Origin of the sequence: Rahnella sp. NRRL B-41462 (assembly GCF_003263525.1) — a bacterium.
Lineage (GTDB): Bacteria > Pseudomonadota > Gammaproteobacteria > Enterobacterales > Enterobacteriaceae > Rahnella > Rahnella aceris.
The window spans coordinates 1-11,197 of record NZ_JYDF01000124.1 but is presented as its reverse complement, the minus strand read 5'-3'; the positions used below and the strand labels follow the sequence as shown (position 1 = coordinate 11,197).

Sequence of the window (11,197 nt, the reverse complement as noted above, 5' to 3'; positions counted from 1 at the left end):
CAGCGTGAGGCGAAAGACGCGTTTGAGCATCAGAACGGTGGAAATGGCCAGCTCGGAATAACGTTGAGGACGACCACGTGAAGAGGTTTTGGGTTCGTCATACCAGGCCTGAATGGTCGACTCATCAAGCCAGAATGTCAGTGAGCCCCGATTGACGAGGGCTTTGTTGTAGACGTTCCAGTTGGTGATTTTGAACTTTTTTTTTGCCACGGGATACCGCTACAGGATCGAGAATGTGGTGATCTGATCCTGATTATGGCCAAAAGTTCGATTTATTCAACAAAGCCCTTAGGAGAGCGTAGTCTGGCAACAGGCTGTGCTTATCCAACTAACTGACTGGCATTAGGCTGAGAAGATGATTTTATTTTTTCTGACGGGCCTTCTTTTTGCAATGTCGAAACAACTCACATCCCCGAATGTCAAAGGTCATACCAATTAACAATATTTTTTAAATAAAGGGTTTTTGTTACCCATCAATGGATCGATATTTATTTTAAGTTATGTTTATCTTCTTACAGCTTTGATGATGTTCTCCTCCATTTTCCTTAAAGCAAAATCGCGCATCGTTTCTTTCACTATCTTCGGTAAACTGCCATGCCATCAATAGAGTTTATTCACCGTGTTCCTATTAGTTTTTTTGGGATAGTTCTAGGAGTCTTTGGATTGGGAAGTGCCTGGCGTTACGCCTCTACAGTGGGTTTTGGGCCATTTTGGCTGGGCGAAGCTCTCATTTTCGGAGGGGGGACAATTTGGCTTATGCTGGCCTTAATTTACATCGCTCGCTGTGTGTTAGCTCCTCGTGCTATACGAGATGAATTCAACAACCATAATTTATTCAGTTTTATTAGTTTGTTACCTGCCGGTGGTGTCCTTGTTTCTATTGGGTTACACCCCTATCTGTCAGTGTTGGCAAATGTATTGATGATTGTCGGCTCTATTGGCCAACTCTCTTTTTCTGCATGGCGTTGCGCCCCACTTTGGCGCGGCGAATATACCTCTGAGGCCACAACTCCGGGATTTTATCTGCCTACAGTTGCGGCTAACTTTATCAGCGCGATGGCATTTGGCACATCCGGGCACCACGATATTGCCGCATTGTTTCTGGGAGCTGGGTTGATTTCATGGCTGACACTGGAGCCTGCGATCATCCATCGCTTACGGACGCAAAAAGCACTATCTGGGGCGGCACGAAATGTCATCGGCATCCAACTTGCCCCTGCTTTTGTCGCCTGTTACGCCTGGCTATGTGTTAACGGCAATCACTTTGATATGTTCGCTTTGATACTGCTGGGGTACGGCTTATTGCAGCTCTTTTTTATGTTGAGGTTAGTACGGTGGTTTTTTTCTGATGGTTTTAGCCCAGGCATGTGGGCATTTTCATTTGGACTTTCTGCAATGGCAAACGCTTCGCTAAGGCTGGCGAACAGTTACCACACCATTGATATGCAGATCCTCTCGTGGTCTCTCTTTACGTTGGCGAACATTTTACTGGTTGGGCTCATAGCTAAAACATTACTGCTTTTCATTGGTGGAAAACTGCTTCCGGCGAGAAAGTGATACGACCTGTTTCCAGGTTGGTTTTTTTTCAAGAAAAGTGAAAGCTGCTTTCCTTATCTCACCGCAGAAGCCTATTTATCAGTACGATGATCTACATTGCTCCCAGCTGGGGCAGAAGATACGGATAGCGAGAATCAAATTGGTTGAAACATATCGTTTTCGTAAAACTGACCTGGAGAGCATAAAAGTAGATAGGGGCAACCAACAAGTGCGTTTACTTTTTTTTCGCACAGCAGGCTATGAAATTAAGCCGGTGTCGCTGGGCACGAAAATAGTGAAACATTCCAAAAAAACGGAGTCTATTTTCATGGTTTTTCAATCCGTTAAACGCTATTTTTAGTGCCCGAAAGAGCCCTTCGTCTTTAATTAATCCCAATGGCGACATCAACGACATCACGCCATGATGGGTTTGAACCTCACTAAACCCTTCTTCCAGGAGTAAGGAAACCCAACCTTGCCGGCTCATTGGGCTGACATGCGATTTCACCACTTGCTGGAGCTGTTCTGTCGCAATTTCACCGAGTTTTTCGCCCGTCAGCATAATATCATGCGTCAGCAGGCATCCGCCTGGTTTGAGAACTCGGCAATATTCATGGACCAAGTTGTGTTTGGCTTTGTCGGCGTACATCGTCAGCATCGCTTCGTTAATGATGATATCAAAACATGCGTCAGCGAAAGGAAGTCGGGTCGCATTGGCCTTTATAAGATGGACTTTATGGTTTAGACCAGCACTCTCTACCCTTTGTTGCGCGAGTCTGAGCGCGCGTTGATCCATATCTATCGCATAGATATCGCAACCGAAACGCGAAGTTAGTTCAATCGCGGTAGTCCCAATGTTGCAGGCTACTTCCAACACTTTGGAATTACTGTTTAATTGAGCCTGAGAGATCAGCCATTCTGTGGCTTCAATACCGCCTGGGCGCAGCCGAGTTTTGCCCAGGCTGGCCAGAAATGTGTGCCCCGCTTTTGTACTATTGGACATAATGAAGCTCCCTTACGTACCAGAAATATGATTCACAGAAAGATAAAGGAGATCGCCGGAGTGTACCGCGTTACGGGTACTCCTGACGGAGGCTCTATCAACTGTGTAACCTGTGTGTGTTCACTACCGTCCCCAGGCCAGTGCCTTCAAGTTCTTGGTCTGGATCGGCAAAAAAGTCAATATTGAAGTAAGTATCTTCCGTCAACAGTTCGATGCGGTGCCATTTTTGCGGCGGTGAAATCCCGAAGGATCCCGCCTTAATGATCACCTCCATATCAGGTTCCGTTGCATTTGCGTCTGGAAAACCAAAGTATTTCACAGCACCTTTCATCACGGAAATACGACCAAAGACCCCTTTTTTGGTGTTGTGGTGAGTGAACAACGGTTTTGGGGCGGTATCTTTATTCCAGAACGGCGTTGTACGCGTATGAACATAGTTTTTAGGAATAGTTTTCACTGTTTGTATCCTTCTTCATCAAACGACTCGTCGCTCGAGTGGTATTGAACCACTTTCTCAGGGGGCTTTCCCAATAAAAATGTATTTTAAATGCACTTTTAAATCTAAACATAGAAAGATAGAGGCCTAGTCGCCGATCGCGACGTTTCTCCACTTTCCAGTCACCCTCACTAAGGGCATGAAATCGATAACGAAATTGGAGTGGTTCACTACCTCAACGTGTGCGATTTTTTGATATTGCCGAACCAGGCTCGGAAAAAAAGTAATTCACAAACATTATAAGAAGCATATGATATGCAACATATGATTTTTTTTACTGACTCACAAGAGCGTTGGGCATGGGAGTGAGGTTAAACATGCAACGAATTGTAATACCAGAAAATTATGTTCATACGCGTACAACGCCATTTTGGACAAAAAAAACTGCACCGGTGTCTATTTGGCAACGTCACTTGGATGCAGGTACACGCCAAGGTGTTTACCCCAGATTATCTGTAATGCAAGGAGCCATTCGTTATTATGGTTATACCGATGAGACCAGCCCTGAGCCAGTAGAAATGCTCACTATTGAAGTAGGTGAATTTGGTGTATTCCCTCCTGAAAAATGGCACAGAATCGAAGCGTTATTTGATGACACTGTATTCAACGTCGATTTTTTCGTAGATCCAAGAGTTCTGATAGATGATTGAGGTATGCATAATGATAAATGAAAACAGAGGTTACTTATTAACTCTTTCTAACCGAGACAACCATGAGAAAATGGAAAAAATATATCTCAAACCAACAGCTTTTTATATACCTTACATCGCAGCTTTAGCCGTTTCGGAACTGATTTGTCGCTTATCTTCAACCAGTGAGAATAAAAAAGGATTCAACTTGACGGTTACGAACAAAAATAACGGCGTGTCTGTTGACAAAAAATTTTTATCGATTGATGAGTTGAAAGATCAATCTATTGCAGCCGAAGCAGTAAAAGAATTAGTTAATATAGTCCGTGGTTACGATACAGATGAAGAAACAAACGTTTGCGGCTGGTAATAAATTATCTACTCGGCGGTATGTGATGGGTATTTCTATAACATACAGTAGCCGCGTCATTTGGAGTAAATAGAATTAGGAGTAAGATCGCGGTTACCCTGTGTTTAGTAGCGTCAGTAACACCGTGATATGGTTGTCGACTTCAAGGTGAGCGGCAGTCAGTAGGGTAAGATTACTCGCAGATGCCAACGCTATCAGCTCCTTCAGTGCCGTTCCTCCCGCGATTTCCTGATGGTACTGTCTGGAAAATGTGGAAAAGTCCAGAGTTTTAGCATGTAGCGCTTTCCTTAGTGCCGCGCTGGGAGCAACATCGTTAAGCCACCGATCGTATATCAGAACATTTTTTTTGATGCCTCTTGGCCAGAGTCTGTCGACCAACACTCGATAGCCATCTCGTTCGTTCCATTGATCGTAAACTCGTTTTGCAAAGACCATAAATTTAACCCTTAGTAGGGGGAGGAGAACACCTGGTGATGACGCGAACAATATCCAGTCGAATATCGCATTATTTTTTTCATTGGAAGAATGTTTCGCTCTATATTATACTATGAATCCAGAGTTAATGTCTGAAAAATATTATCTTTTACTTAGTACGTTACAAATGTGAACAGGTGTACACTAATGGAAACAATAATACCGCTATTTTATTTAATCAAAAAATTGAGACTGTGATCACCAGTATCAAAAATAATGATATAGAATAAAATCAGAGGAGTGTACCCATGGACATGGGTTTTAATATCAGTGGAGGGAGGCATGAAAATTTATGCACGGGCACTTATACTGATCAAAAATGACTTTGACGGTAAGTTATTATTACAAGGAATCGCCAAGAACTTATATGAACAAGGTACGAAAATAACCCTCGGGCATTTCACTGAAGACTATTGTGTTGATAAGGATACCTACCTTTCCTCTGAACCCTTAACAACAGACCGTCAGTCTAAAGAGGTTATCGAGGCTAAAAGCATGCACAACCACCTGCTGTACTCAATCGATTTCCCTGCCGATACAATTCATATTGTAACAAATGACTACTTAAAATACGTTGAAGATTATGTTACCAGAGAGGATGTTGATCTTGTCATTAGGGGCATGAAAACAGATTTTTCGGCATGTACTCTTCATACTCCATCGAGTTCATCAATCATTTGACTGTTGATGTGTTGATGTGTTGATGTGTTGATTAAACACATTGCAATGAACTCTTAGGAGAAAGGAAGATTAAAGTCAATGGACCGAAAATGTACGCTAAATATTGCCTTACTCCCATTTAAAACTAAAATGTTAATTAAAATAACAGGAGTATTTTTATGTACAAACAAATGTCCGACACTGAATTATCCCCTTGGTGGAGGCGTACACTCTTCATCGTTATGGCAATTGGATTCGCTCTACTGATTGTAATTACATGGTTGGCTTACGATCAGGCTCCTCCCATCCCCAGTAAAGTCATCGACGAGGGTGGTGTAACAGTAGCCACCCGGGAAGATATCGAACAAGGCCAAACGATTTTCCTACGCTATGGGCTAATGGATAATGGTTCAGTCTGGGGCCATGGCGGATATTTAGGTCCAGATTATGCAGCCACTGCACTCCACCTAACTGGGGAGGCAACTGCCGAATATGTAGCTAAACGAGATTACGGATTAACATTAAAGCAACTTAATGGTGAACAACTTGCCGCAGTAGACGGTCAGGTTATTCATATTTTAAAACTAAACCGTTATAACGTAGCATCAGACATTTTGGTACTGGGGCCTTCGCAGGCACAAGTTTGGAAAAGTTTACCTAAATATTGGGCCAACTACTTTATAATACCTGCTAACAACGGCGGGTTACGTCCAAATCTTATCACCGACCAAGTGGAATTACGCCAACTATCAGCTTTTTTCAGTTGGGCCGCATGGGCTTCAGTAACCAATCGTCCCGACAAAAATTACTCTTTTACCAACAACTTCCCTTATGATCCTAGCGTTGGAAACGTACCAGTTAGCGGCGCATTGCTCTGGAGTGCCCTGAGCCTAATTGTGCTCATGGGCGGTATTTCAGCTGTGTTGTTCGCATTTGGACGTTTTGAAAATATGGGCTGGGTCAGCCATCCGAATCATCATGTTGCTTCTCGTTTGCCATTAGGCCCAACAACTCTATCACAACAGGCGTTAGTCAAATTTTTCGTCGTTGTTGCTTTGCTATTTTTGGTGCAAACCCTAGTAGGTGGGGCCCTTGCACATTATCGAGCTGAGCCTGGCGATTTCTACGGTCTACAACTTGAACGACTTTTCCCGAGTAACCTGCTTCGTAGTTGGCATCTGCAGGCCGCCATATTCTGGATCGCTACAGCATTTGTCGCCGCTGCACTGTTCCTTGCCATCAGTTTGCGTACGCGAATACCGCACCGACTTGTACTGTGGATAAATTTATTGTTCGTAGCCTTTGTTATTGTAATAGTCGGCAGTATGCTTGGTATTTGGGCTGGTCTGTGGCAATGGTTGGGGGGGTATTGGTATTTACTCGGTGACCAAGGTTGGGAATATCTGGAACTGGGTCGATTATGGCAGATTTTATTAATCGTTGGCCTATTTATCTGGTTTGCTCTGCTTTTTTGGTTAGTCCGGCCTTCGCTTTTAGAAAAAAAACCAGTTGCTCCCATTGTCAAAATGTTTTTATTTGCCGCACTCGCCATCCCAGTATTTTATATTCCCGCATTGTTTATTGGCGAGAAAATGAATTATACCGTAGTCGATACATGGCGTTTCTGGATTATACATTTGTGGGTCGAAGGCTATTTTGAATTTTTCGCTACTACTATCGTAGCGTTAACATTCTATCAATTAGGCATCACTCAGCGGAATGTGGCTCTAAAGGTCATCTACTTCGATGCTATTCTTTACTTTTTTGGCGGTGTTGTAGGCACTGGTCACCATTGGTATTTTAACGGGCAAAGCCAGTTCAATATGGCTGCCTCAGCACTTGCATCGGCGTTAGAAGTGGTACCGCTGACTCTGCTAACACTAGATGCATGGGATTTCGTGCGCACTACGCGTAGTAAGAACGATAGCAACCACAGCGCTCTGCGGCATAAATGGGTATTTTACTTCTTAATCGCAGTCGGTTTTTGGAACTTTATCGGCGCAGGTGTATTTGGTTTCCTCATCAACTTGCCTATAGTGAGTTATTACGAAGTTGGTACTATCCTGACCGCCAATCATGCTCATGCGGCAATGATGGGAGTTTTTGGTATGTTGGCACTGGCCATGATGGTACTGGTTGTTCAGCAGAGTGTTGATGACAGAGTTTGGCCGAAACTAGAGCGTTATGTAAAAATTGCTTTCTTTGGCACTAATATAGGTTTAACGCTGATGGTTGTACTTAGCCTGTTTCCAGGCGGAATTTTGCAAGTATGGGATGTTCTGGAAAACGGTTACTGGCATGCTCGCGGCCGCCAATATACATCTGGACAAACAGCTATTTTATTCGAGTGGTTACGTATGCTCGGCGACAGTATATTCATATTATTTGGTTCATTACCTATCACCATATTTGCAATAAAAGGCTGGCTACAAGTTAGAAACAACTATAATAAAACATGAAATAAAAATTTAATTATTTTAGGATTGAGAGGTAGCCCGCAGCAGTCGGACTATCTCTCATGAATGTCAAAACTGTAGTGGTCAATAAAAACTGGCCACAGCTTTAGAGTTTTTCCAGAACAATCGTTCTGATTCATTCGGCGTCAAACCACCATTATATTGATGAGGTCTGAGCTGGCTGTAATATCCTGTGATGTAATTCGTTATTGCCGTGCTGGCTTCGCTAAAATTCGCGTAGCCATTATCCGGTACCCACTCTGTTTTCAGGCTTCTGAAGAACCGTTCCATTGGGCTGTTATCCCAGCAATTTCCACGGCGACTCAGGCTTTGCTTTATCTGATATCTCCACAGTAACTGTCTGAAATTCCTGCTGGTATAGTGACTGCCTTGATCCGAGTGATACAGTAAATTAGCCGGTTTTCCCCGTGCTTCCCAGGCCATCGACAGGGCTTTACCTGTCAGTGCGGAATCAGGGAAAAATGACATCGCCCAGCCAACCGGTTTACGGGAAAACAAATCGAGTACAACAGCCAGATAAGCCCAGCGTTTTCCCGTCCAGATATAAGTCACATCACCGCACCAGGCCTGATTAGGCTCGGTAACAGCAAACTGGCGATCCAGATAATTAGGGATCTCAATGTGTTCCTTAGACGCCTTCTTATAACGATGGCCAGGTTGCTGACAGCTGATAATATTGAGCGCTTTCATCAGCTTTGTTGCCCGCCAGCGGCTCAGTTTTATACCTTTGGTGGTGACCATTGCGGCAATGCTTCGCGCTCCTGCTGAACCGTTACTTTCGCGATAAACTTCATGCACAAGGCTCAGTAATGCCACTCTCGTGGCGTCAGGCTTCCTGGGCTGCCGCCAGTATTTATAACTGCTGCGATGAACCCCAAACACGTTGCACACAACGGCAACAGGAAACCGCGCCCTGAGTTTCTCAACTAATGAGAATTGTTCAGGGAGTCTGACATCAAGAGCGCGGTAGCCTTTTTTAATATATCCCTTTCCATTTCAACACGTTGAAGTCTTTTCTTCAACTCACGTATCTCAATCTGCTCAGGTGTCATGGGTGAAGCTATGGGTGATTTTCCCGCTCGCTCTTCTTTCAGTTGTCGAACCCATTTATCCATCGTGGATTTGCCGACATTCATCGCAGTGGCAGCGGCGGCAACGGTGTAATGCTGATCGAGTACAAGCTGGGCAGCCTCGAGGCGAAACTCGGGGCTAAAATTGCGTCTGTTACGTCCGGTCATAATGTCACCTGTTTTGACTATGAGGTGATGATATCACCTCTATTCAGGTGGCCAAATTCACTATGCCACTACAATTAGCAGGATGCGCTACTCCCGCACCCAAAGCCCCGCATCCAGACAAAGCCGCGATAGAGGCAGCGGAGATTGCCAGATACAGCGATCAGCAACTTTGCCAGGCATCTGACGCGATACAGCCGAGCCTGAATGTTAACCCATCCAGCCATCCTGAATACAACGACAATCTTAGCCGCTCAAAAGCCCTAGAGGCAGCTGCCCGCTCGCGTAATCTGAGCTGCTATAAGCTGAAGGCTGCCAATAGTAAGGCAATCAAACCGATGACCGCGCGCCAGAAGCAGGCCCGTGCAACTGCTGTGTGCGAAGGCTACGCCCAGCGTACCCAGTTCGCTAATCCGTCTGTTGCGTACTCTATGTGCCTCAAAGGCGCGCAATCCACGCCAGAAAAATGCACCCGCGACAATACGCACTTCAGCAGTGAAGCCACTAAGCTCACGGGCGCAAGCCGTGCTGAATACACTGAAATCGGCAATGCCTTCCGCATTGGATGCAATCTGAACTAAGGGATCTCTCATGAAACTACGCCACACACTCATTATGTCCGCGGCGTTTCTTATGGCCTACCAGGCTAATGCTGGCACCCCGTCAACCATAGATCCCGCAGCAAAAGAAATAGCGTCAATGATGTGCCGGTGGGTGCTGGACGGAGGTAAGTTGACCGACCCAGCGCAGCGGCTGACAATCTACGAGAACGGAAAATATGAGCGTTGGCTGGAGCTTCACCCGTCCGACAAAGGGGGCATGCCACCTATCGTGTATGAACGCCATCGAGAAGGCGGTTTCGTCGCAGATGACAAGTACAAAGAGTATTACTGGAAAGGCTCTAACTTCCGATTGACGATGCTGCGGGACGCCATCTTGCGCAAAAGCGAGGTAACGTTGGCACTTGAGGATATTTATAATGCGTCCATGCCCATCAGTGATGCAAAGTGTGAAAATGTAACGTATGCAAACAGCAACTAATTCCAGCGTGAAATTTCAGCCTTGGGTGGGTGACCATTATCACTCAAGCCGCTACGGCGTCCGCGTTATGGTGTTGGGTGAGTCCCACTATGGTGAACCGGAAGACTACGCCCCTGACTTTACCCAGCACGTTATTAACGAGCATGCTTTCCAGCCAGGGCTTCGTTTTTTCACGATAGCCACCAATCTGCTACGAGGCACAACTGACGAGCCGACCGCAGAGGAACGGCGTGAAGCCTGGCAGCATGTAGCCTTCTACAACTACGTTCAGGAGTTTGTGGGCGATGCTGGCCGTATACGTCCCACGTGCGCTATGTGGCGAGATGCAACTGCTGCGCTTGAAGAAGTGGTGGCCGAGCTGAGGCCCGATGTCATTTTGGTGTTGGGCTATCAGATGTGGGATCACTTACCAGAACTGCCGGTAACATGGGCTTGCGTCAAGCATCCCTGCGGCGGAATGTCTTACGATGAGGCGATCCCCGAGTTCAACCGAGCCATCGCAGAAACCCTTTCCCTGGCTGGCTAAAGTACTTTGGCCTTGGCACCGGCTGGGGGCATACTTACTCTCCACTGCTACCCATAACTACAGGAATAAAAATGAGTATTCAGCGTCGTGAAGTGTACCTGGTCCTGAAAACCCTGCGAGATGGGCGGGTGATCTATGTGGAAGGTATCAGATGTGCCCATAATTACTTTTTTGATGGGCATTCCAGAGTAGGCTTATCCGCAGGTAGTTCAGCGAGCTTTGTAGAATTCTCACCTAATGAGCGTCCAATGCAGCTTTTCCACATGCCGAATGAGAACAATGGCAAATGGCAGGCGGCTTTCCATAACTTTGGCTGCTCGCCTGAGTTCGGCGAACCTGAAATGGAATACATCATTTTTGTCGGTGCCTATTCTAACGACCGCGACTGTACTTTCGATCTGATGCGTGAAGGGTTAAATCGTGCGTGGGAAATTGTTGAAGGCAATCGCCAACTGCGAGATGGCGAGTTTAACGACTAACGACACTGCTCATGCTATGGGGCTTTATTTTAAGGACGCCCCATGGTACTAGCCCTACACCACGTCTTTGAGATCCTGCAATTTGCGGCCTCAAAACCGAGTACCGCGAGTGAAGTGCGCGGTATAGTTACCCACGCATACAAAAGCTCATTGCGGCAGTTCACGCTGTTCTCGGGCCTGGTATCGCTGAACGCTCTTTCTCACATCGAAGACGGCACCTACAAAGGGCGTACCCTACTGCGATGATTTGGCCTGTTCAAAAAACAGGCTT

At 45.7% G+C, this 11,197-nt stretch carries 15 protein-coding genes; 10 read left to right on the top strand and 5 right to left on the bottom strand.

The window, feature by feature from the left end:
• Positions 1-210 (bottom strand): transposase (locus UC14_RS23570; RefSeq protein ID WP_198670107.1); only part of this gene is annotated, 210 nt, incomplete at its 3' end.
• 384 nt (positions 211-594) lie between these two features.
• Here UC14_RS23570 and tehA point away from each other — a divergent pair.
• Complete coding sequence (tehA, locus tag UC14_RS23560) at positions 595-1,557, top strand: dicarboxylate transporter/tellurite-resistance protein TehA (protein ID WP_112198543.1); 963 nt, start codon at positions 595-597, stop codon at positions 1,555-1,557.
• 214 nt (positions 1,558-1,771) lie between these two features.
• Here tehA and UC14_RS23555 read toward each other — a convergent pair whose 3' ends face one another.
• Together UC14_RS23555 and UC14_RS23550 are read right to left on the bottom strand one after the other, a co-directional pair.
• Positions 1,772-2,539: a class I SAM-dependent methyltransferase gene (locus tag UC14_RS23555; protein ID WP_112198542.1), complete on the bottom strand. Its 768-nt coding sequence runs from the start codon at positions 2,537-2,539 to the stop codon at positions 1,772-1,774.
• Between the two features lie 97 nt (positions 2,540-2,636).
• A complete protein-coding gene (locus tag UC14_RS23550) occupies positions 2,637-2,996 on the bottom strand; it encodes a DUF1971 domain-containing protein (RefSeq protein ID WP_112198541.1) in 360 nt (119 codons plus the stop codon).
• Between the two features lie 356 nt (positions 2,997-3,352).
• Between UC14_RS23550 and UC14_RS23545 the strand changes: the two genes are divergently transcribed.
• The gene (locus UC14_RS23545) at positions 3,353-3,685 is read left to right on the top strand and encodes a DUF1971 domain-containing protein (protein WP_112198546.1); all 333 of its coding nucleotides are present in this window, start codon (positions 3,353-3,355) and stop codon (positions 3,683-3,685) included.
• 10 nt (positions 3,686-3,695) lie between these two features.
• Positions 3,696-4,034, top strand: a complete 339-nt coding sequence (locus UC14_RS23540; RefSeq protein ID WP_112198540.1) for a DUF1869 domain-containing protein — start codon at positions 3,696-3,698, stop codon at positions 4,032-4,034.
• 93 nt (positions 4,035-4,127) lie between these two features.
• On the opposite strand, the gene UC14_RS23535 is transcribed toward UC14_RS23540, so the two are convergent.
• On the bottom strand, positions 4,128-4,469 hold the full coding sequence (locus UC14_RS23535) for a DUF488 domain-containing protein (RefSeq protein WP_112198539.1): 342 nt from the start codon (positions 4,467-4,469) through the stop codon (positions 4,128-4,130).
• Positions 4,470-4,790: 321 nt separating this feature from the next.
• On the opposite strand from UC14_RS23535, the gene UC14_RS23530 reads away from it, so the two are divergent.
• Both UC14_RS23530 and UC14_RS23525 read left to right on the top strand, forming a co-directional pair.
• Positions 4,791-5,189, top strand: coding sequence for a universal stress protein (locus UC14_RS23530; RefSeq protein WP_232829728.1), 399 nt, complete (start codon positions 4,791-4,793; stop codon positions 5,187-5,189).
• Between the two features lie 158 nt (positions 5,190-5,347).
• Complete coding sequence (locus UC14_RS23525) at positions 5,348-7,627, top strand: nitric-oxide reductase large subunit (protein ID WP_198670106.1); 2,280 nt, start codon at positions 5,348-5,350, stop codon at positions 7,625-7,627.
• 81 nt (positions 7,628-7,708) lie between these two features.
• Here the strand turns inward: UC14_RS23525 and UC14_RS23520 are convergent.
• A protein-coding gene (locus UC14_RS23520) for an IS3 family transposase (RefSeq protein ID WP_112198538.1) occupies positions 7,709-8,883 on the bottom strand; the annotation gives its coding sequence in 2 pieces (ribosomal slippage) (positions 7,709-8,625 and positions 8,625-8,883; 1,176 coding nt in all).
• A gap of 62 nt (positions 8,884-8,945) precedes the next feature.
• Here UC14_RS23520 and UC14_RS23515 point away from each other — a divergent pair.
• From UC14_RS23515 to UC14_RS23495, 5 genes are all read left to right on the top strand, one after another.
• Positions 8,946-9,461: a hypothetical protein gene (locus UC14_RS23515; protein ID WP_112198537.1), complete on the top strand. Its 516-nt coding sequence runs from the start codon at positions 8,946-8,948 to the stop codon at positions 9,459-9,461.
• A 10-nt stretch (positions 9,462-9,471) separates the two neighbouring features.
• Positions 9,472-9,921 carry a hypothetical protein gene (locus tag UC14_RS23510; RefSeq protein WP_039021304.1) on the top strand — a complete coding sequence of 150 codons (450 nt, stop codon included), beginning with the start codon at positions 9,472-9,474 and terminating at the stop codon, positions 9,919-9,921.
• Positions 9,905-10,447: a hypothetical protein gene (locus tag UC14_RS23505; protein WP_112198536.1), complete on the top strand. Its 543-nt coding sequence runs from the start codon at positions 9,905-9,907 to the stop codon at positions 10,445-10,447. Before UC14_RS23510 ends, UC14_RS23505 begins: the two co-directional genes overlap by 17 nt.
• Positions 10,448-10,518: 71 nt before the next feature.
• A complete protein-coding gene (locus UC14_RS23500; protein WP_112198535.1) occupies positions 10,519-10,926 on the top strand; it encodes a hypothetical protein in 408 nt (135 codons plus the stop codon).
• 42 nt (positions 10,927-10,968) lie between these two features.
• The gene (locus tag UC14_RS23495) at positions 10,969-11,172 is read left to right on the top strand and encodes a hypothetical protein (protein ID WP_112198534.1); all 204 of its coding nucleotides are present in this window, start codon (positions 10,969-10,971) and stop codon (positions 11,170-11,172) included.
• Positions 11,173-11,197 lie beyond the last annotated feature (25 nt).